31 protein-coding genes are annotated in these 25,640 nt (G+C 61.1%); 9 read left to right on the forward strand and 22 right to left on the reverse strand.

All coding sequences use genetic code 11. The features are described from left to right. Positions 1–21: 21 nt before the first annotated feature. Positions 22–624, forward strand: a complete 603-nt coding sequence (locus ACR3FC_RS06100) for a COG3904 family protein (protein WP_480473886.1) — start codon at positions 22–24, stop codon at positions 622–624. Positions 625–684: 60 nt separating this feature from the next. Here the strand turns inward: ACR3FC_RS06100 and ACR3FC_RS06105 are convergent, their stop codons facing one another. Genes ACR3FC_RS06105 through def (ACR3FC_RS06125) form a run of 5 tightly spaced genes read right to left on the reverse strand, consistent with a single transcriptional unit; the run spans position 685 to position 3,141 of the window. Then, positions 685–921, reverse strand: a complete 237-nt coding sequence (locus tag ACR3FC_RS06105; protein WP_480473887.1) for a GlsB/YeaQ/YmgE family stress response membrane protein — start codon at positions 919–921, stop codon at positions 685–687. Between the two features lies 1 nt (position 922). Beyond that, entirely contained in the window at positions 923–1,159 is a 237-nt protein-coding gene (locus tag ACR3FC_RS06110) for a hypothetical protein (protein WP_267364066.1), read from the reverse strand. Positions 1,160–1,169: 10 nt separating this feature from the next. Next, positions 1,170–2,078, reverse strand: a complete 909-nt coding sequence (gene fmt / locus ACR3FC_RS06115; RefSeq protein WP_480473888.1) for a methionyl-tRNA formyltransferase — start codon at positions 2,076–2,078, stop codon at positions 1,170–1,172. Between the two features lie 53 nt (positions 2,079–2,131). Beyond that, on the reverse strand, positions 2,132–2,626 hold the full coding sequence (gene def, locus ACR3FC_RS06120; RefSeq protein ID WP_480473889.1) for a peptide deformylase: 495 nt from the start codon (positions 2,624–2,626) through the stop codon (positions 2,132–2,134). Further along, on the reverse strand, positions 2,623–3,141 hold the full coding sequence (def, locus tag ACR3FC_RS06125) for a peptide deformylase (protein WP_480473890.1): 519 nt from the start codon (positions 3,139–3,141) through the stop codon (positions 2,623–2,625). The genes def (ACR3FC_RS06120) and def (ACR3FC_RS06125) overlap by 4 nt, the downstream gene beginning before the upstream one ends. 94 nt (positions 3,142–3,235) lie before the next feature. Between def (ACR3FC_RS06125) and ACR3FC_RS06130 the strand changes: the two genes are divergently transcribed. After that, the gene (locus ACR3FC_RS06130) at positions 3,236–4,408 is read left to right on the forward strand and encodes a MalY/PatB family protein (protein ID WP_480473892.1); all 1,173 of its coding nucleotides are present in this window, start codon (positions 3,236–3,238) and stop codon (positions 4,406–4,408) included. Positions 4,409–4,555: 147 nt separating this feature from the next. Here the strand turns inward: ACR3FC_RS06130 and ACR3FC_RS06135 are convergent, their stop codons facing one another. Continuing rightward, entirely contained in the window at positions 4,556–4,909 is a 354-nt protein-coding gene (locus tag ACR3FC_RS06135) for a hypothetical protein (RefSeq protein WP_209506181.1), read from the reverse strand. Positions 4,910–5,121: 212 nt separating this feature from the next. On the opposite strand from ACR3FC_RS06135, the gene ACR3FC_RS06140 reads away from it, so the two are divergent. Then, positions 5,122–6,111, forward strand: a complete 990-nt coding sequence (locus tag ACR3FC_RS06140; protein ID WP_480473894.1) for a glutathione S-transferase family protein — start codon at positions 5,122–5,124, stop codon at positions 6,109–6,111. Here the strand turns inward: ACR3FC_RS06140 and ACR3FC_RS06145 are convergent. Beyond that, positions 6,093–6,455 carry a response regulator transcription factor gene (locus ACR3FC_RS06145; RefSeq protein WP_209506176.1) on the reverse strand — a complete coding sequence of 121 codons (363 nt, stop codon included), beginning with the start codon at positions 6,453–6,455 and terminating at the stop codon, positions 6,093–6,095. The two genes, ACR3FC_RS06140 and ACR3FC_RS06145, sit on opposite strands and share 19 nt — an antisense overlap. A 185-nt stretch (positions 6,456–6,640) precedes the next feature. Here ACR3FC_RS06145 and cobD point away from each other — a divergent pair, with 185 nt between their 5' ends. From cobD to ACR3FC_RS06160, 3 genes are read left to right on the forward strand one after another with little or no spacing between them, the layout of a single operon-like run. Beyond that, positions 6,641–7,606 carry a threonine-phosphate decarboxylase CobD gene (gene cobD / locus ACR3FC_RS06150; RefSeq protein WP_480473895.1) on the forward strand — a complete coding sequence of 322 codons (966 nt, stop codon included), beginning with the start codon at positions 6,641–6,643 and terminating at the stop codon, positions 7,604–7,606. Beyond that, positions 7,603–8,523 carry an adenosylcobinamide-phosphate synthase CbiB gene (cbiB, locus tag ACR3FC_RS06155; protein WP_480473896.1) on the forward strand — a complete coding sequence of 307 codons (921 nt, stop codon included), beginning with the start codon at positions 7,603–7,605 and terminating at the stop codon, positions 8,521–8,523. The genes cobD and cbiB overlap by 4 nt, the downstream gene beginning before the upstream one ends. Positions 8,524–8,534: 11 nt before the next feature. Beyond that, a complete protein-coding gene (locus tag ACR3FC_RS06160) occupies positions 8,535–9,698 on the forward strand; it encodes a lytic murein transglycosylase (RefSeq protein WP_480473897.1) in 1,164 nt (387 codons plus the stop codon). A gap of 75 nt (positions 9,699–9,773) precedes the next feature. Here ACR3FC_RS06160 and ACR3FC_RS06165 read toward each other — a convergent pair whose 3' ends face one another. The 5 genes from ACR3FC_RS06165 to ACR3FC_RS06185 form a co-directional block, all read right to left on the reverse strand. After that, entirely contained in the window at positions 9,774–10,574 is an 801-nt protein-coding gene (locus ACR3FC_RS06165; RefSeq protein WP_480473898.1) for a hypothetical protein, read from the reverse strand. A gap of 272 nt (positions 10,575–10,846) precedes the next feature. Continuing rightward, positions 10,847–11,197, reverse strand: coding sequence for a hypothetical protein (locus ACR3FC_RS06170; RefSeq protein ID WP_480473899.1), 351 nt, complete (start codon positions 11,195–11,197; stop codon positions 10,847–10,849). A gap of 53 nt (positions 11,198–11,250) precedes the next feature. Further along, a complete protein-coding gene (locus tag ACR3FC_RS06175) occupies positions 11,251–14,706 on the reverse strand; it encodes a chromosome segregation SMC family protein (RefSeq protein ID WP_480473900.1) in 3,456 nt (1,151 codons plus the stop codon). A gap of 140 nt (positions 14,707–14,846) precedes the next feature. Further along, positions 14,847–15,272, reverse strand: coding sequence for a hypothetical protein (locus ACR3FC_RS06180; RefSeq protein ID WP_480473901.1), 426 nt, complete (start codon positions 15,270–15,272; stop codon positions 14,847–14,849). 26 nt (positions 15,273–15,298) lie between these two features. Beyond that, positions 15,299–16,492, reverse strand: a complete 1,194-nt coding sequence (locus ACR3FC_RS06185) for an aminotransferase-like domain-containing protein (RefSeq protein WP_480473902.1) — start codon at positions 16,490–16,492, stop codon at positions 15,299–15,301. Positions 16,493–16,642: 150 nt separating this feature from the next. Here ACR3FC_RS06185 and ACR3FC_RS06190 point away from each other — a divergent pair, with 150 nt between their 5' ends. Beyond that, positions 16,643–17,413, forward strand: a complete 771-nt coding sequence (locus ACR3FC_RS06190) for an FCD domain-containing protein (protein ID WP_480473903.1) — start codon at positions 16,643–16,645, stop codon at positions 17,411–17,413. Positions 17,414–17,443: 30 nt separating this feature from the next. Here ACR3FC_RS06190 and ACR3FC_RS06195 read toward each other — a convergent pair whose 3' ends face one another. The 7 genes from ACR3FC_RS06195 to ACR3FC_RS06225 form a co-directional block, all read right to left on the reverse strand. Then, a complete protein-coding gene (locus ACR3FC_RS06195; RefSeq protein WP_480473905.1) occupies positions 17,444–18,298 on the reverse strand; it encodes a hypothetical protein in 855 nt (284 codons plus the stop codon). Positions 18,299–18,477: 179 nt separating this feature from the next. Then, entirely contained in the window at positions 18,478–19,038 is a 561-nt protein-coding gene (locus tag ACR3FC_RS06200; protein WP_480473907.1) for a F0F1 ATP synthase subunit B, read from the reverse strand. Positions 19,039–19,043: 5 nt separating this feature from the next. Next, positions 19,044–19,595, reverse strand: a complete 552-nt coding sequence (locus ACR3FC_RS06205) for a F0F1 ATP synthase subunit B' (RefSeq protein ID WP_480473909.1) — start codon at positions 19,593–19,595, stop codon at positions 19,044–19,046. Positions 19,596–19,681: 86 nt separating this feature from the next. Next, entirely contained in the window at positions 19,682–19,906 is a 225-nt protein-coding gene (locus ACR3FC_RS06210) for a F0F1 ATP synthase subunit C (protein ID WP_005981269.1), read from the reverse strand. A 48-nt stretch (positions 19,907–19,954) separates the two neighbouring features. Continuing rightward, positions 19,955–20,740: a F0F1 ATP synthase subunit A gene (locus ACR3FC_RS06215; protein ID WP_267366759.1), complete on the reverse strand. Its 786-nt coding sequence runs from the start codon at positions 20,738–20,740 to the stop codon at positions 19,955–19,957. Between the two features lie 2 nt (positions 20,741–20,742). Next, positions 20,743–21,075: an AtpZ/AtpI family protein gene (locus ACR3FC_RS06220; protein ID WP_480473911.1), complete on the reverse strand. Its 333-nt coding sequence runs from the start codon at positions 21,073–21,075 to the stop codon at positions 20,743–20,745. Between the two features lie 184 nt (positions 21,076–21,259). Further along, a complete protein-coding gene (locus tag ACR3FC_RS06225; RefSeq protein WP_480473913.1) occupies positions 21,260–22,171 on the reverse strand; it encodes a DMT family transporter in 912 nt (303 codons plus the stop codon). A gap of 84 nt (positions 22,172–22,255) precedes the next feature. On the opposite strand from ACR3FC_RS06225, the gene ACR3FC_RS06230 reads away from it, so the two are divergent. Then, entirely contained in the window at positions 22,256–22,591 is a 336-nt protein-coding gene (locus tag ACR3FC_RS06230; protein ID WP_480473915.1) for an ArsR/SmtB family transcription factor, read from the forward strand. Here ACR3FC_RS06230 and ACR3FC_RS06235 read toward each other — a convergent pair. The 3 genes from ACR3FC_RS06235 to ACR3FC_RS06245 form a co-directional block, all read right to left on the reverse strand. Continuing rightward, positions 22,588–23,001 carry a universal stress protein gene (locus ACR3FC_RS06235; protein ID WP_480473917.1) on the reverse strand — a complete coding sequence of 138 codons (414 nt, stop codon included), beginning with the start codon at positions 22,999–23,001 and terminating at the stop codon, positions 22,588–22,590. The two genes, ACR3FC_RS06230 and ACR3FC_RS06235, sit on opposite strands and share 4 nt — an antisense overlap. A gap of 125 nt (positions 23,002–23,126) precedes the next feature. Beyond that, the gene (locus tag ACR3FC_RS06240; protein ID WP_480473918.1) at positions 23,127–24,041 is read right to left on the reverse strand and encodes a DMT family transporter; all 915 of its coding nucleotides are present in this window, start codon (positions 24,039–24,041) and stop codon (positions 23,127–23,129) included. Then, positions 24,038–24,916, reverse strand: coding sequence for a LysR family transcriptional regulator (locus ACR3FC_RS06245; protein ID WP_480473919.1), 879 nt, complete (start codon positions 24,914–24,916; stop codon positions 24,038–24,040). Before ACR3FC_RS06245 ends, ACR3FC_RS06240 begins: the two co-directional genes overlap by 4 nt. A gap of 119 nt (positions 24,917–25,035) precedes the next feature. Between ACR3FC_RS06245 and ACR3FC_RS06250 the strand changes: the two genes are divergently transcribed. Beyond that, positions 25,036–25,617 (forward strand): FMN-dependent NADH-azoreductase, encoded by a 582-nt coding sequence (locus tag ACR3FC_RS06250; RefSeq protein WP_480473921.1) that lies wholly within the window; start codon positions 25,036–25,038, stop codon positions 25,615–25,617. Positions 25,618–25,640: the final 23 nt, after the last annotated feature.

A 25,640-nucleotide genomic window follows, 5' to 3' on the forward strand; every position in this document is an offset into this window, starting at 1 on the left:
AACGCGCAGCCCGGAGGCCAAATGCCGTTCAGACTTACATCGATTGCGGTCTCACTGGCTTTGCTGGCCTCATGCGGCGCATATTATGCACCCGTCCGCTTTGTTGCTGAGGGTGACCGGATCATCGCCTCGGGCACGATTGACGAAACAACGCTGTCCGCTTTCGAAGACGTCACCGCCGAAAACCCCAAAGCGCGCACGCTGGTGCTGCAATATATCGAGGGGTCGGTGGATGACGACGCCAATGTCATCTTCAGCCGAGAGGTGCGCAAGGCCGGGTTCGATACCGTTGTGCCCTCGGACGGTCTGGTTGCCAGCGGCGGCACCGATCTGTTTCTGGCCGGACATCGCCGCGTTTTGCAACCGGGGGCCTGTGTCGGTGTTCACAGCTGGGCCGGATCGGGGCTGGTGGCCACGGAGCTGCCCAAAGATGACCCGGAACATGACCGCTATCTGGATTACTTCAGGGACATTGGCGTGGATGAGGCGTTTTACTGGTACACGCTGTATGCGGCCCCGGCCGACAGCATCCACTGGATGACCGCCGCCGAGGCGAACCGGTTCGATATGACGACGAAAACAGCCCCGGCGCTTGGTTCAGCGCTGGAGTGCGACGAGCGCTGATCTGCTGCACTATCTGTCGAGTGAAGGTTTCCGGGACGGAATGCGCGGCCAAGGAATATGCTAGCGGCGCAGGTAGGTCTGCCAGATCCAGATCACCAGCAATGCGCCCAGAACCGCGCCCACAAAGCCCGACATCCAGCCCATGACGGTTATCAGAAACCGCAGAACGAACCCTCCGATCAGGGCCCCGAAAACACCGATCAGCATGGTGGTTGGAATGTCCGCCTCGATCCGCATCAGGCGGGTGGCGAGGAACCCCGCGGCAGCGCCGATGATGATCAGGGCGACGACGGGCATGTCATTTTCGCCAATGGGTCGGCACGATGATCAGCGCGCCGATAGACGAGATCACCGCATCCAAACCCGGAGGGCCAAAGCTGATACCGAACATGATGCGGATGAAGTAGAACAGGAACGCCCCGCCCACGCAGATGATGATCGACTGAAGATAGCCGTTATGAGTGAACCCGGTCTGTTCGGACAGATATCCGACGATCCCGGCAATCACGACGGTCCCCATCATCACCATGAACATCGGGCTTCTCCTAGGTCAGGCGGGTGCCGGTGGGAATGGGCCAGCCCCGCAGGAAGGTTTCCCTATCCTGCGCGCCTTTACCCGCCCGTTGCAAGCGCAGCAGTTCGACCGCACCCTGACCGCAGGCCACGTGCAGGTCGTCGTTCAGAACCTCACCCGCTGCGCCCTGCCCGTCTGCCAGCCGCGATACCAGCAGCTTGATGCGTTCGCCATTCATTTCGGTCCACGCGCCGGGAAAGGGTGACAGCCCGCGAATTTGCCTGTCGACCTCGACCGCCGGGCGCGTCCAGTCGATGCGGGCCTCGGACTTGTCGATCTTGGCGGCATAGGTCACGCCATCCTCGGGCTGAGGCTCGGGTATCAGGTCCGGCAGCTTGGCCAGCGCCTCGACGATCAGCGCGGCCCCCATGGCCGAGAGCCGGTCATGTAGATGCGCGGTGGTTTCTTCAGCCTCAATCGAGGTTGCCTGTCGCAGCAGGACCGGGCCGGTGTCCAGACCGGCCTCCATCTGCATGATGCAGATCCCGGTTTCGGCATCGCCGGACATGATCGCCCGGTGGATCGGGGCGGCACCGCGCCAGCGCGGCAGCAGGCTGGCGTGGATGTTCAGGCAGCCGTGTCGCGGCGCGTCCAGAATGGGTTTCGGCAGGATCAGGCCATAAGCGACGACGACGGCGATATCGGCGTTCAGCGCGGCAAACGCGGTTTGTTCGTCAGCAGATTTCAGAGAGACCGGGTGGCGGACGGGCAGGCCCAGCGCCTCGGCCCGGGCGTGAACCGGTGTCGGGCGGTCTTTCTTGCCACGTCCGGCGGGGCGCGGGGGCTGACAGTAGACGGCGGCGATGTCGTGCCCGGCCCTGACGAGTGCGTCCAGCACCGGGACCGAAAAATCGGGGGTTCCCATGAAGATGATGCGCATCGTTGGCTCCGGCGGTTGGGACGGGTGCCGGGCTGAAGCCCGGCCTAGGGACGTCAGGGTTGTTTACGTGCCTTGCGCAGCAGCATGTCACGTTTGACCTTGCTGAGACGGTCGAAATACATCCGTCCGTTCAGGTGGTCTATCTGGTGCTGCACGCTGGTCGCATCGATCCCGACGAAATCGCGGCGGTCCAGCATGCCATGTTCGTTCAGGAACTTCACGGTCACCGCGCGAGGGCGTTTGATTTTGGCCGAGACGCCGGGCAGGTTCGGGCTGGCCTCTTCATGTTCGCGCAGCTCGATCGAGCTGTGCAGGATTTCCGGGTTTGCCAGACGCACCGCCCGGCCCCGTTCGGCAGAGCCGTCAACAACGGCAAGCCGCAGCATCACCCCGATCTGTGGCGCGGCAAGACCGACGCCGGGCATCGCCTCCATCGTGTCGATCATGTCGTCCCAGATGGCGCGGACCTCATCGGTGATCTCGGGCACCTCATCCGCCTTGGTGCACAGGCGCTTGTCAGGCCATGGCAGGCAGGTACGAACGGTCATGCACGGGCCCGTTCGCGTTTGAGCTTTTGCATCTTGCGGGTGATCATCTGCCGTTTCAGCGGCTTGAGATAGTCGATGAACAGCTTGCCGTCCAAATGATCGATCTCGTGCTGAACGCAGGTGGCCCAGAGCCCGTCAAAGGTTTCCTGTTGCAGGTTTCCGTCGCGGTCCATCCAAGTCACATCGACCACTTTGGGGCGCGTCACCTCGGCGTATTGATCAGGGATCGACAGGCAGCCTTCCTCGTAGACATTGGTTTCTTCCGAGGACGCGATGACCTGCGGGTTGAACATGATCAGCGGGCGCGGCGCCTCGCCTTCTTCCTTAATGCAATCCAGCACGATCAAGCGATCCAGCACGCCGATCTGTGGCGCGGCGAGGCCAACACCCGGGGCGTCATACATCGTTTCCAGCATATCATCGGCCAGTGCGCGCAGGTCGTCCGTGAGATCGGCCACGGGGGCGCAGACCTTCTTGAGACGGGGGTCGGGATAGATCAGGATGTTACGTTTCATGAGGCTGATTTAGGGCATCGTGCCCCGCGCCGCAACGCCCCCCTTGCACCTGCCTGAATTGCGGTTAGCTTTCGACCATCAGAATGGAGCTGACATGACTTTCAACGACCTGATCGACCGCCGGGGCACCAACAGTACCAAATGGGACAAGATGGAGATGCTGTACGGTGTCTCGCCCGAAGACGGGCTGGCCATGTGGACGGCCGATTCCGATTACCCGACGGCGCCCTGCGTGATCGACGCAGTGCGCAAGGCCGCAGATCACGGCGTGTTCGGGTATTCCTGGGCGCACCCGGAGTATCTGGCCTCGGTTCAATGGTGGATGAAAACCCGCCACGACTGGGAAATTGACACGGACTGGGTTCTGACGTCTCAGGGTCTGGGCAATGCTATTGCCCTGTCGCTGGATGTCTGGACCGAGCCTGGCGATCGCATCGTGACCTTCACCCCTGTCTACCATGAGTTTGCCCATAAGGTGAACAAGGCGGGCCGCCGGGTTGTGGAATGCCCGCTGGTGCGCGACGGCGACAGCTACGGGCTTGATCTGGAGGATGCGCAGGCGCGGCTGGACGGGTCCGAGAAGATGTTGCTGTGGTGTTCGCCGCAGAACCCGTCGGGCCGGGTCTGGACGCCGGAGGAACTGCGCGCCGTGGCCGCATTTGCCGAGCGCAACGGGCTGATCCTTGTGTCAGACGAGATCCACCACGATCTGGTCTATCCCGGTGCCAAGTTTGTGCCGATGGATGTGGCGGCCCCGGATGCGCGGCATTGGACGGTGACGCTGACAGCGGCATCGAAGACCTTTAACATCGCCGGGCAGCACACCGGCAACATGATCATTCCCAACCCCAAACTGCGCGAGGCGATGAAGCATCGGCTGACAACGCTGGATTATGGCCCCAGCGCGTTGGGTGTGGCGATGATCACCGCCGCCTACAGCCCGGCCGGCGCGGAATGGGCAGATGCCCAGATCGCGCATCTGGAGGAAAACCGGCGTCTGTTCGACCAGACCATCGCCGAGATTCCGGGCCTTTGGTCGATGCCCTTGCAGGCGACTTATCTGGCCTGGGTCGACTTTTCCGGCACCGGCATGGATCACACCGAGTTTGTCCGCCGCCTGCGCGAGGATGCGCGGATTGCAACCTCGTCCGGGCCCGGCTTTGGCACTGGCGGAGAAACGTTTGAACGGTTCAACCTGGCCACACAACGGGCGCGGGTCGAGGAAGCCTGCGTGCGGCTGAAGCGGGCCTTTGGCGACCTGCAATAAGCCAAGCGGTGGCTGGTTTGACTGGCCTCACGATGGACCGCGCCTGCTGTCCGGGCGCGGACCCCACGGCGAAATCCATAGCGATAGCCAGCCCTACGGCATGGTGGGCGTCACCCTGACCGAACCCGGGACGACAAAAATCCGAGCCTAGTCTTCGTAGCCCAGCAGTGCGATGGGCGCGTCCGGGGCGCGGTAGAAATCCAGCGGTGCCTTGTCATGGGCGGCGGTGCTGCGCTTGAATTCGTATCGCATCTCTCCGCCTTCATCCTGATCGGCAATGATCAGGCATTGATACAGAAGATTGGCCCCGTCATAGATATCGACCAACCCGCGCAGGCGCGGTGTTGTTTCCGCCTCAACCGTGAAACCATCTTTCCACAATTTGAGAATTTTATAGGTATTGTCGCCCATTTGGACACGAAGGCGACTGGCCTTTTTCAATGTGGCGATTCGGGCCGCATCCAACTCGGCGCGTATTTCCTTTGAAACATAAGTACTCATTAAATCATTCCCCCGCTAATGACCTCTATTGTGCGGGAACTGTTGTAAAAATCCAGTGAACGCGTTCGCGGAGCAGGCTGTGCCTGCGGTTTGTTGCACAGAAATCCCAGCATTGGCTGTGCGCGCATGCAGGTCTTGTGCGCGGGCAAATGCATAGGAACGGGCGGGGCTTGGACCTATCTTTGACCAAACGCCTGTGCGGAGGATGAGATATGGGCCTGCTGGTCGACGGAAAATGGCAAGACACCTGGTATGACACCAAATCCACCGGTGGCGCATTCAAACGCAGCGCGGCGCAGTTTCGCAACTGGCTGACCGCCGATGGCCGCGCGGGACCGTCGGGCAAAGGCGGGTTCCGGGCCGAAGCCGGGCGGTATCACCTGTATGTCAGCCACGCCTGCCCCTGGGCGCATCGCACCCTGATCTTTCGCGCGTTGAAAGGGCTGAGCGATCTGATCCCGGTTTCGGTCGTGCATCCCGACATGCTGGACCAGGGCTGGACCTTTGAGGTGGATGATCACGGTGCCACGGGTGACGGTCTTTACGGGCTGAGCCATGCACATCAGATCTATACCAAGGCGGATCCGTCCTATTCCGGTCGCGTCACGGTTCCGATCCTGTGGGACAAGGTGCAGGAGACCATCGTTTCGAACGAAAGTTCGGAAATCATCCGCATGTTCAATTCGGCCTTCAACGATATCACTGGCAATACGGACGATTACTGGCCCGAGGCGATGCGGGACGAGATCGAAGAGGTCAACACGCGCATCTATTCAGACGTCAACAACGGCGTCTACAAGTCGGGCTTTGCCACCACGCAGGACGCCTATGACGCTGCCGTACACCCATTGTTCGACACGCTGGACTGGCTGGAGGAGCGTCTGGCCCGGAACCGTTACCTGATGGGGGATCGGATCACCGAAGCCGATTGGCGGTTGTTCACAACCCTGATCCGCTTCGACCCGGTCTATCACCTGCATTTCAAGTGCAACCGGCGGCGCCTGGTCGATTACCCGAACCTATGGGCCTATACGCGTGAGCTGTATCAATGGCCCGGTGTCGCCGAGACCGTGAACATGACCCACATTGTGCGCCACTATCACTACAGCCATGACAGCATCAATCCGCACCGGATCATTCCGGTGAACCCGGTGCTGGATTACATGGAGCCGCATGGACGCGGTCAGCGCCCCGCAGCGTAATGTTCGACCATCGCCGCCAGATCCTCTGGCGGCGTTTCGCTTTGAACATAGGCACAGGCATTGGGACTGTGCGCAAAAATCGACCCGTCGGAAAAGAAGGTGGTGTTGGTGACAAAAATCACCCGCGCCTCGGGGCGGCGATAGCTGGCAAAATCGGCCACAGCCAATGCGCTTCCGGTTTCCAGAACCAGATCCAGCACGATGATATCAAAATCCGTGCCATAGAGCGCCAGAATGGCGGCCTCCTGAGCGTCAACCAGTGTGACTTCGGCGTCTTGCCGCTCCAGATGTCTTTTCCAGACCCGACCAAGGTCGGGGTTACTCTCAACAATCAGAACTTTCATTTGCAACAACCTCGGCACTTGGTATGGTGAGTGGTGCCGACCCCCGTGGTCCGTGATCTCGTTATTTCCTTAACAAAGTGTTAACAGCGGCCGCACGCTTGCGTGTTCGGGCGGATTTGCTTGTGTAAATGGCAAAAATCCGCTTGAAGCACCCCGAAACCGGTCAATCCCCGCAGAGAGAGCAGATGAGTACACTTGATCACGGCTTGGACCCCCGCGCAGTTCGCGACCACGGCGGGGGGCTGGACAGGGCGATTGTCAGGTATGGCGGAGCGCGTGAAGATTGGATCGATCTGTCGACCGGAATCAATCCGCATCCTTACGCCGTTGCGGGCCTGACCGCCGGGGATTGGGCCGAACTGCCGGATCACGGTGCCTTTGAACGGCTGAGTGATGCGGCCCGCAGGTTCTGGAACGTGCCGCAAGGGGCTGCAATCCTGCCGGTGCCCGGTGCATCGGCTGTCATCTCTCGCATTCCGGCGCTGGCCGCGCCAGGGCGTGTCCAGATCACGCCGCCCACCTATAACGAACACGCCGCCGCCTTTTCGGCGCAGGGGTGGCGTGTTCAGCCTGAGAGCGCGGCTGACGCCCGCGTGATCGTGCATCCCAATAACCCGGACGGGCGCATCTGGCAGGAACGCGATGTCTCGGCGCCTCTGACCGTGATCGACGAGAGCTTTTGCGATGTCACGCCAGAGGTATCGTTGATCCATATGGCGGAACGTCCCGGCGTGATCGTGCTGAAGAGTTTTGGCAAGTTCTGGGGGCTGGCCGGGATGCGGCTTGGGTTTGCCATCGGGCGGCCTGAGTTGATCAACCGCCTGAACGACCTGACCGGACCCTGGTCGGTGTCCGGCCCCGCCCTGCGGGTTGGGACAAAGGCCTTGTCGGACGATGACTGGGCCGATGCCACACGCGCGCGACTGGCGGATGAGGCGGCCCGGCTGGATGCGCTGATGCTGACCAGGGGCGCGGATATTGTCGGTGGCACCAGCCTGTTTCGTCTGTATCGGGTTGATGACGCCTTGGGGTGGCAGGACCGGCTGGCCCGCGCCCATATTTGGAGCCGTATCTTTCCTTATTCAACAACCTTTCTGCGTCTGGGTCTGCCACCGGAAAAGGGGTGGGACAGGCTGGAGGCCGCGCTGTGAACCCTGCCCTGATGCTGGTCTGCGCCATGTGTCTGGACGCCACTCTGGGAGAGCCCGACTGGCTCTGGTCCCGCGTCAAACACCCGGCGGTGATGATCGGCAACATGATCGGATGGCTGGACAAACGCCTGAACCACGGGCGCGGTCGGCGGTTGAAGGGTGTGGCGGTGCTTGCCCTTCTGATCTGCGGCGCATGGGGCCTCGGGTGGGGTCTGTCCCTGCTGGGGCCGGTGGTTGAAATTCTTGGCTGCGCGATTCTGCTGGCGCAAAAGTCGCTGGTTGCCCATGTCCGCGCGGTTGGTGACGGGTTGCAAACCTCGCTGGAAAACGGGCGGGCGCAGGTGGCTATGATCGTCTCGCGCGACACGCAGGACATGACCGGGGCACAGGTGGCGCGTTCCGCCATCGAAAGCGCGGCTGAAAACCTGAGCGACGGGGTCATTGCCCCTGCATTCTGGTTTCTGGTCGCCGGGCTTCCGGGGTTGCTGGTGTACAAGGCGGTGAACACCGCCGACAGCATGATCGGCTATCGCACCGAAACGTACCGTGATTTTGGCTGGGCCGCGGCCCGGTTCGACGACCTGCTGAACCTGATCCCTGCCCGCCTGACCTGCGTGATGATCGTGGCACTGTCCGGCCAATGGTCGCGCTGGGTTGAGATGATGCGGGATGCGCAACGCCATATCTCGCCCAATGCTGGCTGGCCCGAAGCCGCCATGGCCCGCGCCCTGAATGTCGCGCTGGCTGGCCCGCGCAGCTATGACGGGCAGGTGCGCGACCTAGCCTGGGTCAATGGCGACGCCCCGCGCGAGATCGGTGCATCAGAAGTTTTTCGCGCATGTGACATGCTTTGGCGGGTTTGGGGGCTTGCGCTTGGGCTCGTGTCAGTGTGGGTTGGGGCCAAACTGATATTCTGACGGACCTTTTCATGCGTATACTCTCTGGCCTGATCGCCGCTGCCCTGTTCACCTCACCTGCGCTGGCGCAATGTGGCGGTGGTTTTATTTCCTTTGTCAAAGGGCTGAAGGCCGAGGCCGTGCAGCAAGGTTTGGACAAATCAGCAGTGAACGGGTTCTTTGACGGGGTGCAGCAGGACATCGCCGTGCTGAAGGCCGACCGGGCGCAGGGCGTTTTTCAGAAGCCCTTTGTTGAATTTTCTCGTCGTCTGATTTCTCAAAACCGGATCGAGCGCGGGCAAGCGATGTCGCGCAAATACGATGCGGTCTTTGATCGGATCGAGCGGGAATATGGCGTTTCCCGCGGGGTGCTGCTGGCCTTCTGGGCATTTGAAACCGATTACGGATCGTTTCAAGGCGACTTCAACACCCGCAACGCCTTGGTGACGCTGGCCCATGACTGCCGCCGCCCGGAGCTGTTCCGACCGCAGATCTTCGCCGCCATCGAGCTGTATCAGAACGGTGATTTCGACCCGGCCCGCACCACCGGGGCTTGGGCCGGAGAGATCGGCATGGTGCAGATGCTGCCGCGTGACATACTGGAAAACGGCGTCGATGGTGACGGTGACGGGCATGTCCGCCTGAAAAGCTCGGCACCTGATGCGCTGATGTCGGGGGCCAGAATGCTGTCCCATCTGGGATGGCGCGCGGGTGAGCCTTGGTTGCAGGAGGTCACCGTGCCCGCGCAGATGGATTGGTCCCTGTCCGGCCCCGGCAAACCGCGTTCGGTGGCGGAATGGCAGGCGATGGGCGTACAGGCGCGCGGCGGGTCCTTGGCCAACCTACCCGCCTCGCTGATCCTGCCACAGGGGCGCAACGGGCCTGCTTTTCTGGCCTATCCGAATTTCGATGTCTATTTCGAATGGAACCAGAGCTTTGTCTATGTTCTGACCGCCGCCTATTTCGGAACACGGCTTGAGGGCGGCCAGATCTATGATGCGGGCAATCCCGCGCAGGGCCTGAATGGCGCACAGATGAAACAGTTGCAGACCAAACTGCAGGCCAAGGGGTATGATGTCGGCAAGATCGACGGGATTCTGGGGGCCGGAACGCGGGATGCGACGCAGGCGGAACAGAAACGCCTGGGCCTGCCCGCGGATGCCTGGCCAACGATGGAGTTGCTGGAAAAACTCTGAGCCAGCGGCCCGCACTGCTGCGGTATGGCGCAAAACCCCAAGATTATTCGACGATATCGGCACCGACGCCGCTGATTATGTGACCGGATATTTCTCGGGGTCAATTCCATGTCTTTGACAGACAAAATCGATGTAACTTCCCTTTGGAGGAATACCACCGAATTTGCTGCGAATACCACTGCGGGTTTCGCCCTGGAAATGGTGAAACCGGGCCCAGTCGGGTTCGTAGTCTTCAATGTTCTCGACCGGGTCCAGAAACCCGCGACGCGGCCAATACAAATGCCAATGCTGGCCTCGGTCGATTTCACCGGTGACCCCCAGCGCCCAGCGGGTCACGCTTGGGCCGGTTGTCGTCCACGGAAGGTCATAGAGCGTGATTGTCTCGCCCGCTTCATAGCGTTTGACCAGTTTCTCAACACGATCACTGCCCAACCAAAACGGGATCGGGACTTCTGACTCAAGGAAATTCAGGATCAGCCTCAGTGCCAGAGAATTTTTGGGAAGGCGCAAGACGCAATTGTTCATCGCCTTATTGCGCCAGACGACACCAAACAGATAGTCCGGTGGAACATCCAGCGGCCGGATGCAGTAGATATCCAGATCAACCCACACATAGTCGGTTTTTTGCAGCATGTGGATACGGAAGATGTCTGAATAGACCGCCATCCGTCGTCGGCCACCGGTCAGGTTTTCGGTGGTTTCATCTGTATAGATTTCGCGGGCATCATGAACAACGACGCCTTCGGGAACATCCATGTTCATATCCAGCACGTACAGGTGGAAGACATAGCCATGATCCAGAAAGGACTGAATGCATACTCTTTCAACGCAAGATAACGGCGAACCAAACCAGAAACTTGCAACTTGAAATTCCAAAACAGCACCTCTTGCCCTAAGCCGAAACGGGGTCGCTGCTGCACTAACGAAGCGGTGCGTGGCTCGTCAACCGCGGCGGCGGTTTTGGCACGACTTACCCTGCTTTGCGCCAGCGCGCTGTGTCGAGGTGCCCACAGTTTGGTTCTGGCCTATCTTCGGGCGTGCATTTTTGGGCTAATGTTCCTGGCGTAGCCTTTGGCACCTGCCGCGGGTTCAGTACGCTGCACGGGTTGGTCCATTGCCAAAGTGACCGGCCTGAACTGCTGACTTCCTTATTCGGGCCGCACCGGGTATCGATCCCCTTTCTGATCGATCAAAATCAGCCGCTCGCCGCTGTGGACATACAGGTCGCAGCGGCTGAACCCGTTGCGGTACGCAATGCAGACGGAACCGTCATCGGCGATGGCGTAGGTTCCAAAGGCGGAATCTCCTCCCGCGTAGGTATAGGAATAGGCCCCACCGGCCGAAAACTTGGCCTGACCATCATCGTAGAAGGTCAGCGTCTGGCCTGCGAGGGCGTCAAGCTCGGCCACTGTCAGCGGGACATCGCCGGGTTTGACGGGCCAGTCGGCGGCGACAACCGGGGTGGCGGCGATGAGGGCGGAGATCAGGAAACGCGTCATGAGGCCAAGGTAGCGCGTTATGCCTGCAATCATCATAACGTTGCGGTGAGCGGTCAGGCCACCATCTGCTCGGCCTTCTTCAGATCGACCGAAACCAGCTGGCTGACGCCCTGTTCCTGCATGGTGACGCCGAACAGACGATCCATGCGCGCCATGGTCACCGCGTGGTGGGTGATGATCAGGAAACGGGTGTCGGTCTGGCGGCACATCTCGTCCAGCAGGTCACAAAAGCGGGTGACGTTGGCATCGTCCAGCGGCGCGTCAACCTCGTCCAGCACACAGATCGGGGCCGGGTTGGCCAGGAAAACGCCAAAGATCAGCGCGGTCGCTGTCAGGGTTTGTTCGCCGCCAGACAGCAGGCTGAGGGTCGAGAGTTTCTTGCCCGGCGGCTGACACATGATTTCCAGCCCCGCATCCAGCGGGTCATCGCTTTCGACCATGACCAGATTGGCCTCGCCCCCACCAAAGAGATGCTTGAACAGCATCGCGAAGTTCGAGTTCACCTGTTCAAACGCGGTCAACAGACGCTCGCGCCCTTCGCGGTTGAGGCTGGAGATGCCACTGCGCAGAGCTTTGATCGCCTCTTCCAGATCGGCCTTTTCACTGCTGAGCGTGTCAAATTCTTCCTGAACGTCCTTGCTGTCTTCCTCGGCCCGCAGGTTCACCGCGCCCATGGCGTCACGCTGGCGTTTGTGGCGGTTCACTTCGGCTTCCAGAGCATCCGCGGCGGGCATCTGGTCGGGGTTGACGTCCAGCTGGTTCAGCAACTGGTTCGGGGTCAGTTGCTGGTCTTCGGCAATCCGTTCTGCCGCCGCAAGCACGCTTTCCTTTGCCGCTTCACTGCGCGCCTCGGCTGCGGCGCGGTTTTCGCGGGCTTCTGAGGCCAGGCGTTCGGCCTCACGCTCGGCCGTCACCACTTCGCGCAACTGTGTTTCTGCTTCGGCCAGCTTGTCAGCGGCATCGGCCCGCCGGGCTTCGGCGGCTTCGATCAACTCGTTCAGCTCTTCCCGCGCCTCGGCGATTTCGCCGGGGACGGCCATAGCCTCGGTCAGTTCCTCTTCCGAACTTTCCTTGCGCTCGGCCAGTTCCGAAATCCGTTTCTCGGCCGTTTCCAGACGGTGCCGCCAGCCGCTCAGGTCCTTGGTGACCTCCTGCGTGCGTCGGGTGCGGGCGTCGCCTTCACGGCGCAGCTCATCATGGGTCGAGCGGTGGGTCAGCATGGTGATCCGCGCTGCCTCGACCGTCTGCTTGATGTCTTCAACCTCGGCGCGGGCGCTGGCAAGATCACCCAGGTCGTTCAGCGCCGCCTCGGCCTCGCGCAGTTGCACGCGGGCGGACATGGCGTCTTCCTTGTGACGGTCTACGGCGAGGGCCAGGGTTTCCAGCTTGCCCTGCGCGAGGTTGCGATCGGCCTCGGCGCGGCTGAGCTGGCGTGCGGTTTCGGCCATGCGCTGATCGGCGGCACGGCGGGCTTCGCGCGCGCGTCGGTCGGCCTCGGTCACGTCCGCCAGTTGCCGCGACAGGGTTTCATGCGCGGCGCGGGCACCGTCGGCCTGCGCCTCGGTGCGGGCCAGTTCCTGTTTCAGCGCCTCAAGCTTGTTGAGCTGTTCCAGACGCAGCGCCGCCGCGCTTGGCGCATCCTCGGCCCAGGCGCGGAACCCGTCCCAGCGCCACAGGTCGCCCGAGCGCGACACAAGACGCTGGCCCGGCTTCAACGACGCCTGCAACCGCGCGCCCTGATCCGCATCGACCAGCCCGATCTGCGCGATGCGACGGCTGAGCCTGTCCGGCCCTGACACGTGCAGCGCCAGCGGGTCGACCCCATCGGGCAAGGGTTGATCGCTGTCATAGCCTGCCACCTGAACCCAGCCGGACGGGCCGTCACCTTCAACCAGCGGCGCACGGAGGTCATCGGCCAAGGCTGCTCCCAGCGCCTTCTCAAAACCCGGTTCCACGCGCAGCAGGTCCATCACCTGCCCGCCTTCGGCCGTGTCGCGTTCCACCAGCTTGGCAAGCGCGGTTGTTTCGGCGCGGATTGCACCCAATTCGCCTTCGGCCTCGGACCGTTGCGCGCGTGCCTCGGCTTCGCGGGCCTGCGTTTCATTGCGCAACTCATCTGCGGCGGCCAGCGCCTCTTCGGCGGCCTCGGCGGCTTCGCGGGCTTCTTCCTCGCTTTCCTGCGAAGTTTCAAACGCCTCGCTGGCACGGGTCAGGGCTGTTTTGGCCTCATCCACGGCCAGCCGGGCTTTTTCCTCTTCGCCCTCAGAGCGTGCCAGCGTCTTGCGGCTGTCTTCGACCAGTCGCTGCGCCGACTGGTGACGGGCGACCAGACGCGCCATATCTTCGGTCTGCTGCGACAGGTGGTCTTCGCGGTCCTGAAGGATCGACGCGGCTTCGCGGGCAATTTCTGCGGCTTCCGCCACCTTCGCGTCATGCCCTTCGGCAGCCTTGGCCAGTTCACGGGCTTCCCATTCCAGCCGTTCGATCATCTGGCCCGCATCGCGGTTCAGGCCGGTTTCCCGGTCGATATCCTTGCCGAGTTGATGAATGCGGCTGGTCAGTGTTTCAATGGTCTGGCGCGCGCGGGTTTCCTGATCGGTCAGTTGATCGCGCTGCACCTGCTGGCGTTGCAGGACAGCGGCGGCGATGGCCTCTTCCTCGCGCAGAGGGGGCAGGGTTTCTTCGATCCCGGCCCTTTTTGCTGCTGCGGCGCGGGCTTCGGCCTCGGCGCGGGAGGCCTCGGAAATCCGGGCCCGCAGCTTGTCTTCAGCCTGCTGGCGGGCCATGTCGGCCTCTTTCCAGCGGCGATAGAGCAGCATCCCCTCGGCCTGACGCAGCTGTTCGCCGATTTCGCGATAGCGTGCGGCCTGACGGGCCTGACGGGCCAGTTGCGCAAGCTGCCCGCCCAACTGCTCGAGCACGTCATCGACGCGGGTCAGGTTGGCCTCGGTCGCTTTCAGCTTCAACTCGGCCTCATGCCGGCGTTGATACAGCCCCGAGATCCCGGCGGCCTCTTCCAGAATGCGACGGCGGGCGCGGGGTTTGGCGCTGATCAGCTCGGCGATGCGGTTCTGCCCCACAAGCGCGGGGGAATGGGCACCGGTCGAGGCATCCGCAAACAGCATCTGCACATCGCGCGCGCGCACATCCTTGCCGTTGGTCTTGTAGGCGCTGCCGACATCGCGGGTGATCCGGCGCACGATTTCAAGCTGGTCGGTGTCATTGAACCCCGCGGGTGCCAGACGTTCGGAATTGTCCATGGTCAGGACAACTTCGGCGAAATTGCGGGCGGGCCGTGTGGCGGCACCGGCAAAGATCACATCCTCCATCGCGCCGCCGCGCATGGATTTGGGGCGGTTTTCCCCCATCACCCAGCGCAAGGCTTCAAGAAGGTTGGACTTGCCACAGCCATTCGGACCCACCACACCGGTCAATCCGTCCGCGATGATCAGATCGGTCGGATCAACAAAGCTTTTGAAGCCGGTCAGTTTGAGCTTGCTGAAACGCAATGGCCGCGTGTCCCGTGATTCCTATGAATTGAAAGTCTGCGCAAGGGATGGGGTCCGAGTCAACGCAGTTGCGCAGGATATGGGACATCAGTGCAAGTTATCCACAACATCTTGCCGAAATGCGCAGGAACACGCGTATGTCAGTATGGGCTGCATTCAAAGACCTGATAGCCGCTGTCGCCCCCGACATTTTCGTAGATACCATAGTCGATACATTCATATCTGGGCGTCGAGACGGCAGTCAGCAGCAGCCGTTCCCCCGCCTCGCGGTCACACCCCAGAACACCAACCGTGACAGCCGCGTCGCCCAGCACGTCGAGGATCGGGCAGCCCGAAACCTGCGCCATGGCCAGCGCGGCGCGATCCCGAACAGGGCCAAGCCGCGGGGCGTATTGCGCGTTGATCCGCACCGCCTCGGCCAGATCACCGCGCACGCGCACGTCGAACACGCTGCCGTTCACCGCCACGCGGGTGGCAGGAACCTCGCGGAAATGCGGGGTCCCGGCGGCGCAGGCGGTCAGCAGAAGAGGTGCGAGAAACCGGATCATGCCGCAGAGTTGCAGCATATTGGTTAACAGAACATTTCCAGACGTCAGGCGCGCAGAACCTCGCCCAACCGGCGGATGCCTTCGCGGATCGTCGCCTCGTCCGAGTTCGAGAAGCTGAGCCGGATCGTGTTTGCCCCGCTGCCGTCTGGGAAAAACGCCTGCCCCGGCACAAAGGCCACTTTCACCGTATCCAGCGCATGCGCCAGCAGGTCAGACCCGCTGATCCCCGCCGGGAGTGTCACCCAGACGAACATACCGCCTTCGGGGCGCGTCCACGCCACCCCGTCGGGCATGTGCTGTTGCAGCGCATCCAGCATCGCATCACGGCGCGCGCGGTAAGTGTCGCGCACTTTCGGGATATGGGTGTCAAAGCACGCTTCCGCGACCTGATGCACGGCCATCTGGTTGATGGTCGCCGAATGCAGATCCGCCGCCTGTTTCAGCAGAACCATCTGCGAGATGATCGGCTTGGCCGCAACCACCCACCCCATGCGCAGACCCGGTGACAGGGTTTTCGAGAAGCTGCCACAGTATATCGTCCGGCAGTTTTCGATCGACCCCTTGCGCGCCTGTTCCAGAGCCAGGATCGGCGGGATCGGATCACCGTCATAGCGCAGCGCCTGATAGGCACCGTCTTCGATCAACGCGCAGTCCAGTTCGTCGGTCAGGTCCAGCAATGCCTCACGGCCAGGGCGAGTCAGGGTTTCGCCTGTCGGGTTGGCAAAATCGGGCGACAGATAGGCGAATTTCACGGAGCCATTCCCTGCCGCAGCCCTGAATTCATCGGCCCCCTTGTTGCCATTGAGCCGGTCAAAGCGCGGCTCATATGCGTTGAACGCGGCAAGAGCGCCCAGATAGGTGGGCCACCCGACCAAGGCCGTGTCGCCGGGGGACAGGAACAGCTTGCCCAGATAATCCAGCGCCTGCTGCGAGCCCGAGGTGATCAGGACGTTATCCATGTCACATTCCACCCCGATCTCGCGCATGTGCTGCACCAGCCACCGGCGCAGGGGCGCATAGCCTTCGCTGACCGAATACTGCAGCGCCTGCGCCTGCATGTCCGGCCCCAATGCCTGCTGAAACGCCTGCGCGAAAGCCTCAGCCGGGAAAAGCGCGGGGTCCGGAATGCCACCGGCAAACGAAATGATACCGGGCTGATCGAGCAGTTTCAGCAGCTCGCGGATTTCTGACGCCTTCATCCGGGAGGCCCGGGTGGCAAACAATGGGTGTTGGGACATGAGGCTCCTCCGATCTCATTTCGGCGCAGCCTATGCTTTATCAAATTAAAGTCAACACTTCTGACCTAATATTTCAGCGGATTTGACCGGGTATTCTTGAACAGCCCCCCTGTCCATGGTCAAATGAGTTGACCAATTTCGGAACGAACCATGCCTTTTCAGAAAGTTCAGACGGAAAAACTGTCGCTTGCGGTCGTTCGCCAGATCGAGCTGTTGATCCTGCGCGGCATCCTGCGCCCCGGTGAGCGTCTGCCGCCCGAGCGTGAGTTGGCCGAACGGATGGGCGTGTCGCGCCCGTCCCTGCGCGATGCGGTGTCCGAGCTTCAGGAACAGGGGTTGCTGACAACAAAAGCCGGGTCCGGGATCTATGTGGCCGAGGTTTTGGGGTCGGCCTTTTCGCCAGCGCTGGTCCGGTTATTCAGCAGCCATGACGAGGCCGTATTCGATTACCTGTCCTTTCGCCGCGACATGGAGGGGCTGGCGGCAGAACGGGCCGCGCGGCTGGGATCAGAGAGCGACCTGAAGGTTGTTCAGGCGATCTATGACAAGATGCGGGCGGCCCATGACCGGAACGCCGCGGACCAAGAGGCGCAGCTGGATGCCGAGTTTCACATGGCCATCATCGAAGCCAGCCACAATGTGGTGATGCTGCACATGATGCGGTCAATGTATGACCTGCTGGTGCAGGGAGTGTTCTATAACCGACGGACAATGTTCCGGCAGCGCGCGACCCGCGAGGCCATTCTGGACCAGCACAGCACTATCAACGCAGCCCTTCAGGCCCGCGATCCGGCAGCCGCACGTCATGCCGTCGAAACGCATTTGAGCTTTGTCGAGCGCTGCATGATCGATCAGCAGAAGGCAGAGCGGAACGAGGCCGTTGCGCAGCAAAGGTTGCAGCACGAAACCCGTCAGGCCTAGCGCTTTCCGAAGGCCTTCCGGGAGCGGAGCTCAGGCGGCCCCGGTCTCGGCCTGGATCAGGTGTGACGGGAAAGGTGTGCCACTGCCTTCGCCCAGATCGTCATTCGGGGCGATGGTTGTCAGGGCCGGGTCGATGTACAGCCGCGCGCCCCGGTCCCTGAGGTGTTTATGCAGCATCACATGTTCGCACACGAGGTCGCCCTTTTCATCCCGGCAGGAATAGCGCAGGTCACGCAGGGCGCGTGTTTTGTACAATCCTGCGCCGCCAAAGGCGCTATCGACCGGTATCAGGGGCATATCGGACGGAATGTGATACTGGCGGTCGAAAACCGCTGATTTCAGCAGAACTTTCCGCCATTTGCGGCGCCCGAACAGGGGCTTGCGTGTTGTCCGAATTCTTTGCCAGACGTCTTCGTCGCACCAGCCTGCGCAGCGCAAGGCATAGATATCGTAGTAGGCCGGTTTGGAATTCGCGAAGATACCTTCCCAGCGTGGTACGGAACGTTGTGCGGCCGTCAGAACCGTCTGAGCGTCCAGACAGACATTCGGCCCGTTCAGATCAAGCACCAATGTCAGGTCGTGACCGCTGTCGCGTTCTTCCAGCCTGTTGAGGACAGCGTTTCTGGCCGCCGTGATCCGCTCGACCCGGCCCGGCAGTCTGGAGGCCAGACCATCCATGCGGACAAGGTCCACATTCGGGTCGCGGCGCGCGAATTCGGACAGAACCCGATCCGTACGATCGGTGTTGTCGTTTGTCGCAATGGTCACGGAATAGCGGTACAAGCGGGTGGTCAGGTCTTCGATCCTGTTGATGCTTTCGATCAGCGCGGCCCCGCCGTTTCTGACCACCCCAACAATATTCATCGAAACGTTTTCGCCTGCCACGGCCCGTCTTTCCCTGTTCTTTTTGCACCCGTCGGCCCCGAGCGGGACATTCCGACCCAAAGACGGGTACAGAATCCGGGTGATGTTCCGGTCAATAAATCAGCCCCGCCCCCAAAACAAAAGACCCGACAGCGCATTGCTCTCGGGTCATCTGCGTTTTTTACCTGTCGGCGTCCCCGTCAGTGCAGCTTGGCGCCCACATCTGCGATCGAGGTTTCGATCAGCTTGTTTGCCTGCGCGGCTGTCATCTGCTTGGCCAGAACCGAGCTGGCAGCGGCAATCGCAACCGAAACGGCCTGATCGCGCACGTCTTTCACGGCAGAGGCCTCGGCCGAGGCAATCTGATCCTGCGCAGCAGCAAGACGGCGTTCGATCGACTTTTCGAGATCGACCTTCGCCTGGTCCGCAGCCAGAGCCGCGTCCTGTTTGGCCGCCTCGACAATCGCATCAGCCTGTGCCTGCACTTCACGCTGCTTGCGCTCGTACGAGGCCAGCAGGCTGCGTGCTTCTTCATGCAGGGCGCGGGCTTCGTCCAGCTCGGCCTTGATGCCTTCGGCACGGTTGTCCAGCGCACCGCCGATCATGCCCGGCACCTTGAAGTAGAACAGGACCGCGATGAAAACGATGAAGCCCAGAAGGACCACAAAGTCGGTGTTGCCAAGCGAGAAGAACGGGCCGCTTGCAGCCAGCGCGGGGCTGGCGGCACCAACGATCAGGATAAGGGCAAGAGTGTTCCGCATGTCACTTATCCTTTCATCTGCGTGTCAATGGCACTGTCGATGGCTTTGGCATCCGCCTCGCCGCCCAGCGCGGTGACCAGTTCAGCCGCCGTATCCTTGGCGACCACTTGAATGCTTTCCAGCGCACCGGCACGGATTTCGGCAATTGCCTTTTCCGATTCAGCCGCCTTTGCAGCGATTTCCGCATCCGCCCTGGCAATCGCGTCATCCAGACCAGCCTGGATTTCAGCACGGGCTTCGGCCGCGATACGCTGCGCTTCGGCACGGGCATCGGCCAGCGCCTTGTTATAGGCCTCGTCGGCCTCGACCGCTTTGGCCTTCAGATCTTCGGCCGCAGCCAGGTCATTTGTAATGGTCCCCCGGCGCTCGGCCAGGATTGCCGCGATGCGGGGCAGAGCCACGCGAGACAGGACCAGAAAGATGACGACCAGCGTAATGACCAGCCAGAAAATCTGGTTGGGGAACCAATCGAAGCAGAGCTGCGGCATCCCGATGGCAGAGCCATGCGAGTCGACGCACGCGCCAACTACTTCTTCGCTAATGGGTTCAGTCGCCATGATGTCCTCCGTCGGAACGTTGTCTTTACAACAGGTGGGCCGCTATGGCTTGGACCCACCTGCGCGTAAGGATCAGGTTCCGCAGATTAGACGGCGAACATCAGCAGCAGCGAGACCAGGAATGCGAAGATCCCCAGGGCTTCTGCGAATGCGATACCGATGAACAGGGTTGCGGTCTGCGAAGCAGCCGCCGAAGGGTTGCGCAGAGCGCCGGCAAGGAAGTTGCCTGCAACGTTGCCCACCCCGATTGCGGCTGCGCCGGAACCGATTGCTGCCAGGCCTGCGCCGATGTGTGCGAGATCGCCTTCCATGATGTTTCTCCTTACGAATTGGAAGTTTCGATGTTGGGTTGTCGGACCTTAGTGCGAAGGATGCAGCGCATCTTTCAGATAAACACAGGTCAGAATGGTGAATACGTAGGCCTGAATGAAGGCCACAAGGACTTCGAGACCATACATTGCGGTGATCGCCAGAACTGACACAGGCGAAATCAGGGAAATTGCGGCAAAGCCTGCAAACACCTTGATCACCGCGTGGCCTGCCATGACGTTACCGGCAAGACGAATGGAGTGGCTGACGGGGCGTACGAAGTACGAGATCAGCTCGATGATCGCCAGGATCGGGCGCAGCGCCAGCGGCGCGCTGGAGACCCAGAACAGGCCCAGGAACGCGGCACCGTTCTTGACGAAACCCAGAATGGTCACGGTCAGGAACACGGCCAGCGCCAGCGGGATTGTCACGGCGAAATGCGATGTGGTGGTGAACGAGGTTGGGATCAGACCCAGGAAGTTCGCGGTCACAATGAACATGAACAGGGTCATGACATAGGGGAAGAACTTGACGCCGTCCTTGCCGCAGATGTCTTCCAGCATCTTGTAGATGAAGCCATAGGCCAGTTCCGCAATCGACTGCATCCGGGTCGGGACGATGGCACGCTTTGACGTGCTGAGAACCAGCAGGCCAAAGATCGCCACGATGGCCAGGAACAGCCACAGGGTCACGTTGGTGGGCGTGTACCAGGCAATCTCGCCACCGAACAGCGGCTTGACGATGAACTGGTCCATCGGGTGAAACACCAGGCTGCTGGCTTCTGCTGCGTGGTCTGCGCCTTCGGCGCCGTGTGCTGCGGTGGTCTCGCTTGCCACGTTCAGTCCCTCTCGTCCTTTTCGGCCTGCATATCGGCCGCTTGTTTATCTTGAACCTCTTGCGCGCTGCGGAGCATAACCTTCACGCCCGCGACAAGGCCCAGCAATGTGAACAGCACCAGAAAGATCGGGATCGTCCCGAGCAGGCTGTCCAGCCCGTATCCGATGCCAAATCCGATCCCAAGACCGGAAACCATTTCGATGACCATCCTCCAGGCAAGCTCGCCCCCGGATATGTCACTGTCAGCGCGGGCAGCCGGCTTTCTGGCCTTTTTCGCCGCCTCGATCTTGGCCTCAAGCTGCGCCATACGCTGCTTTTGGTCGTCATCGGTCACGGACGGAATCCTCGCGCTGTCTTGCGCATGGTGCTAAGGCGCGAAAGGCGCAGAGTCAACGGCGTTGATGGTGTGAAATGACGCAGGCTAATAAATTGTTTTTAAACTGTTATTTTTGGCTTGCTCGCCCGATCGAATTGCCTGCCTTTGGCCTGAGCGGCAGTAATCGCCCCAAAACCCATATTCAACCTTTTGGTTGATCTTTGCGCGCTAGCTGCGGCCACAGGCGTCGAACAAGGCGTCCGTCGATCAGCAAGAGCCCGGCAAAAATCGCCGCCATGCCCATCAAATGTTCGGGTTGCAGAGTTTCCCCCAAAACCCAGGTTCCAAGTATCAGGGCGGAAACCGGTGCGATCAGCGTGACGGTCGAAATGTTGGTTGGCCCGACTCTGGGCAGCAACCAGTAGAAGGCAATGAAAGCGGCCGAGGTCAGCACAAATCCGATCATCAACAACGAAAGCCATGTTTCAGTGCGCTCGATCATCGGCAAGCCTTCACGCCAAAGTGCCAAGGGTAAAATTGCCAAGGCCGCCCCCGTCAGGGCCAGGGCGACCAGCACCACCGGCTGCATGTCACGGAAGGCCCGCGCAATGTTGACGGAAAACGCGTAACAGATCGGCGCGCACAGGGTCAGCAGAACCGCCCAGAACTGAGAGGTTTCGCCATTACGCAAAATCGGAACGGACAACACGACAATCCCAATGAAGCCGCACAACACGCCAAGGGATTTCAACAGCGTCGCACGCTCGCTTCCCGGCCAGAAATGCGAAACGATGACGGCAAAGGCCGGTGTTGTCGCATTCACGATCCCCGCCACGCCGGACGCGATATGCTGCTGCCCAAGCGCATAGAACGCAAATGGTGCGGCATAGCTGAGCGCCCCGAACCCCAGCAGTCCAATGGCGCGCCCGAGTGTCAGGTGAACCGGCATACGGGCGGCAATCACATAGATCCAACAGCCCAGAGCCCCAAATGCAACCCGTCCCAACGATACGGATAACGGCCCAAGTTCGCGCAGCAATATGGCGTTGAACATGAAAGACATGCCCCACCCGATGCCAAGGACGCAGATCACCAGCCAGTATTTCAGCGCCATTGCCGCCCCCTTTGTGCATCACCGCTGCACAGTGACGTGATAGGGTAAATTGTCAAACGGGTTCTCGCCCATTAGGAAAGACCCATGTCCAACGATCTCGACACCGTGTTCGCGGCCCTTGCCGACCCCACCCGCCGCGCCATTCTGGCGATGCTGCTGGAGGACGATATGGCCGTGACGGATGTCGCCGAGCCGTTCGAGATGTCGCTGGCGGCGATCTCGAAACATCTGGTCATCCTGACTAAAGCCGGGCTGATATCACAGGAAAAGCGCGGCCGGGTGAAGTGGTGCAAGCTGGAACCCGACGCGTTGCGCACTGCTTCGGTCTGGATGCAGGGGTTCGGTCAGTTCGAACCCATCAACCTGGATGCGTTCGAACGGTTTCTGGAAGTCGAGCTTCCGATCTCGGATGAGGCCTAGCGCACGACGAAAACCGACATGCTGGCATGTTTGGCCAGATATCCGGCGTGGCTGGAAAAGATGTAGTCGGTGATCCGGGGCGCGTGGGTGCCCACGATGATCAGGTCTGCACCAATCTCTTCCGCCGCGCGGGTCAGGTCGCTGTCCACTTCGGCAGCAACATCAACCGAGTGTATCTTGCGCACCGCGACCTCGCCCGCGCCTTCTGATACAAGCTGTTCGGTGAAGTCGGCCAGTTGCTTGTCTATCTCGGCCTCGGTTTCCGAGGATGCACCCATATGGGCCCCGCTGACACTGACCAGAGTGATCTTGGCGCCTTGCCATTTTGCCACCTGCGCGGCGACATCTGCGGCCTTGCGAACCTCGGGCGGCAGGTGGCGGTCAATCGGCAGCATGATATGTTTGAACATAATCTCCTCCTTTTGTCCGCCTTCCAAGGTAGTCCTGAGACCAAGGGCCTGCCTTGATCTGGCTCAACAGATTCTGCTTTTGGAATTCGTGGGCAATCTGTACCGGTTTCAGACCGGGAGCGGCGTTACTCAGCTGCCCGGCGTTGGGGAATGGAGCGCGGGGCCTCTTCTTTCAGCAGCATCAGCAGCGCAATGACCGTCAGCGCCACACCGCCCAGGATCAATCCCGTCGGGACTGGTTTGCCCAGCGCGATTTCCCACAGGATCACCCAGCTTGGCACCAGATAGGTATAGGCCATGACCTTGGCCGACGGCAGCCGGAGCGAGGAGAACTGCACCAGGACGAAACTGGCCGCCGTTGCGAAGAATGAGATATAGAACAACCCGATCCAGACGATGGCGGGAAGAGCTGCCCAATCGGTTGCCTTCAGGTCAGACCAGCCGAACAGGACCAATAACAGGCACCCGGCAACCAGCGTACCGAACGTGAACACGACGGCAGGTTCTCCGCGGTTCAGTCTGCGGATCATGGGGGTGTAAATCGCGTGCGCGACGCATCCCCAGAAATAGATGACCTCGCCCTCGCCGATCTGGAAGGCGCGGAACATCTGCCAGTCGGCCCGAAAGATCACCCACAGCGCCCCAATCGCACCGATGGACAGGGCTATTGCCATGCGCGGCGTGGTGATCTGGCGCAGCAGGACCCAGCCCGCAATGGCCGAGACAACGGGGGTCAGGGTGAAAACCGCGGCAGCGCTGACCGGCGGGGCGGTTTGCAGCCCGTAAAACATCAGGACAAAGTAGGTGGCGAACAGCCCGCCCAGCACCAGATACCGCCAGGGCGCCTGCGCGGCACTGCGGGGCAGACCGGTTGTTGCCAAGGCCGCCACACCAATCACCACAGCCGCGAAGGCAAAGCGCACCGCATTCAAGGCAGCAGGGGCAATTTCGTTGGCAATCATCGACCCAAGCGAGAAACTGCCTGCAACAAGGGCCGAAAAAGTCAGCATGGCCAGATGGCCGCGCATCTGCGGATTCATGGGCACCAGCGTTTGGAGGCCTCTTTCAGAAAACTCAGGAACGTTTGCACCTTGGTGGTTCGGTGCAGGTCCACATGGGTCACCAGCCACAGGTTGCCGAACCATTCCGGAAGCGGGTCGATCACTTCGACCAGAGTGTCATGACGGGCGGCCTCCCAACGGGCCATAAAGCCGATACCGGCCCCGGCCAGAACGGCCTCGCGCATACAGAAATTGTTGGTGCAGCGAAAGGTGATGCGGTCGGCGGATACCGTGTTGCGCAGCCACCGGGTGAACGGCGCGCGGCTGCTTTCATCGTCAGAACTGACGAAGTGGTGGTTTCCGAAATCCTCGATGCCCGAAGGTTTGCCGTGCCGTTCGATATAAGAGGTGCTGGCATAGAGGCCGACTTCTTCCTGCCGGAAGGGTTGCACAACGTTGTCGGGCTGATCCGGGGCCGATCCCGCACGGATCGCAACATGCGCCTCGCCATATTCCAGCCGAAACAGGCGGTCTCCGGTCAGGTAGCGCACGATCAGCTCGGGGTGCATCTTTTGAAATTCGGTCAGCGTCGGCACCACCAAAGGCGCGATGGAGCCCAGCGACGTCACCACCAGTTCGCCCGATACATCGTCACCGCGCCCCTTCATCCGGCCGACAAGCTGGTTGAACTGGTCTTCGGTGGCCTGCGCCACGCGCAGCAAATCGTCGCCCGCTTCGGTCGGGGTATATCCTCGCGCGTGGCGCTGGAACAGTTTGACACCCAACCGGGCCTCGATCGCGTCGATGTGGCGGATCACTGTGGCGTGGTGCACGCCCAGAACCTCGGCCGCGCCGCTGACGGTTCCCATGCGCGCCACCTGATAGGCGGTCCGCACCTCATCCCAATTGTCCATCGTCACACCGTTCTGTGCAATTTCTAACAATAGCTGTTGATGTATCCGAGTTTTGTTCGCAAACGCAACAGCCATATTGGGATCAGAACAAGATTTCCCTGACCTAAAGGACCCGAAAAATGGCTAAAACCATCCTGCATATCGACGCCTCTGCCCGCCGCGCGGGTTCGACCACCCGCAACCTGTCTGACCGCATTGTCCGGCAGTTGGGTGCGGAACGCATCATCCGCCGAGATCTGGCCACCCCCCTGCCCCTGCTGACCGAAGACTGGATCACCGCCAACTTTACCCCGGCCGAGCAGCGCGACAACCTGCAACGCGACCGGCTGGCCCTTTCGGACGCGCTGGTGACCGAGTTGCAAGAGGCTGACACCATCGTTATCGGCCTGCCGATCTACAACTTCTCGGTCCCCGCTGCATTCAAGGCCTGGATCGACCTGGTCGCCCGCGCGGGCCTGACCTTTTCATATTCGGAGAACGGCCCAAAAGGGTTGCTGGAGAGTAAACGCGCCATTCTGGCAATCGCGTCGGGCGGTACCGCTGTCGGATCCGAGATCGACTTTGCCACCAACTATGTGCGTCACGTTCTGGGCTTTATCGGCATCCATGATGTAGCGGTCATCGCCGCGGATCAAATGGCGGTGAACCCCGAAGCCGCGCTGGAAAGCGCCAAAAAGGCGGTAACAGAACTGGCGGCCTGATCGCCACTGGTCAATAAGCCCTG

The organism is Ruegeria sp. AF3 (assembly GCF_056536285.1).

Bases quoted from the DNA above. Each gene is read 5' to 3' on its own strand.
- cobD (WP_480473895.1), top strand. From the start codon at position 6,641: ATGAGTACACTTGATCACGGCTTGGACCCCCGCGCAGTTCGCGACCAC.
- ACR3FC_RS06200 (WP_480473907.1), bottom strand. From the start codon at position 19,038: ATGCGGAACACTCTTGCCCTTATCCTGATCGTTGGTGCCGCCAGCCCC.
- fmt (WP_480473888.1), bottom strand. From the start codon at position 2,078: ATGCGCATCATCTTCATGGGAACCCCCGATTTTTCGGTCCCGGTGCTG.
- ACR3FC_RS06230 (WP_480473915.1), top strand. From the start codon at position 22,256: ATGTCCAACGATCTCGACACCGTGTTCGCGGCCCTTGCCGACCCCACC.
- ACR3FC_RS06210 (WP_005981269.1), bottom strand. From the start codon at position 19,906: ATGGAAGGCGATCTCGCACACATCGGCGCAGGCCTGGCAGCAATCGGT.
- ACR3FC_RS06100 (WP_480473886.1), top strand. From the start codon at position 22: ATGCCGTTCAGACTTACATCGATTGCGGTCTCACTGGCTTTGCTGGCC.
- ACR3FC_RS06185 (WP_480473902.1), bottom strand. From the start codon at position 16,492: ATGTCCCAACACCCATTGTTTGCCACCCGGGCCTCCCGGATGAAGGCG.
- ACR3FC_RS06130 (WP_480473892.1), top strand. From the start codon at position 3,236: ATGACTTTCAACGACCTGATCGACCGCCGGGGCACCAACAGTACCAAA.
- ACR3FC_RS06235 (WP_480473917.1), bottom strand. From the start codon at position 23,001: ATGTTCAAACATATCATGCTGCCGATTGACCGCCACCTGCCGCCCGAG.
- def (WP_480473889.1), bottom strand. From the start codon at position 2,626: ATGACCGTTCGTACCTGCCTGCCATGGCCTGACAAGCGCCTGTGCACC.
- ACR3FC_RS06105 (WP_480473887.1), bottom strand. From the start codon at position 921: ATGCCCGTCGTCGCCCTGATCATCATCGGCGCTGCCGCGGGGTTCCTC.
- ACR3FC_RS06135 (WP_209506181.1), bottom strand. From the start codon at position 4,909: ATGAGTACTTATGTTTCAAAGGAAATACGCGCCGAGTTGGATGCGGCC.
- ACR3FC_RS06250 (WP_480473921.1), top strand. From the start codon at position 25,036: ATGGCTAAAACCATCCTGCATATCGACGCCTCTGCCCGCCGCGCGGGT.
- ACR3FC_RS06205 (WP_480473909.1), bottom strand. From the start codon at position 19,595: ATGGCGACTGAACCCATTAGCGAAGAAGTAGTTGGCGCGTGCGTCGAC.
- ACR3FC_RS06110 (WP_267364066.1), bottom strand. From the start codon at position 1,159: ATGTTCATGGTGATGATGGGGACCGTCGTGATTGCCGGGATCGTCGGA.
- ACR3FC_RS06170 (WP_480473899.1), bottom strand. From the start codon at position 11,197: ATGACGCGTTTCCTGATCTCCGCCCTCATCGCCGCCACCCCGGTTGTC.
- ACR3FC_RS06140 (WP_480473894.1), top strand. From the start codon at position 5,122: ATGGGCCTGCTGGTCGACGGAAAATGGCAAGACACCTGGTATGACACC.
- ACR3FC_RS06245 (WP_480473919.1), bottom strand. From the start codon at position 24,916: ATGGACAATTGGGATGAGGTGCGGACCGCCTATCAGGTGGCGCGCATG.
- def (WP_480473890.1), bottom strand. From the start codon at position 3,141: ATGAAACGTAACATCCTGATCTATCCCGACCCCCGTCTCAAGAAGGTC.
- ACR3FC_RS06225 (WP_480473913.1), bottom strand. From the start codon at position 22,171: ATGGCGCTGAAATACTGGCTGGTGATCTGCGTCCTTGGCATCGGGTGG.
- ACR3FC_RS06145 (WP_209506176.1), bottom strand. From the start codon at position 6,455: ATGAAAGTTCTGATTGTTGAGAGTAACCCCGACCTTGGTCGGGTCTGG.
- ACR3FC_RS06180 (WP_480473901.1), bottom strand. From the start codon at position 15,272: ATGCTGCAACTCTGCGGCATGATCCGGTTTCTCGCACCTCTTCTGCTG.
- ACR3FC_RS06160 (WP_480473897.1), top strand. From the start codon at position 8,535: ATGCGTATACTCTCTGGCCTGATCGCCGCTGCCCTGTTCACCTCACCT.
- ACR3FC_RS06240 (WP_480473918.1), bottom strand. From the start codon at position 24,041: ATGAATCCGCAGATGCGCGGCCATCTGGCCATGCTGACTTTTTCGGCC.
- ACR3FC_RS06190 (WP_480473903.1), top strand. From the start codon at position 16,643: ATGCCTTTTCAGAAAGTTCAGACGGAAAAACTGTCGCTTGCGGTCGTT.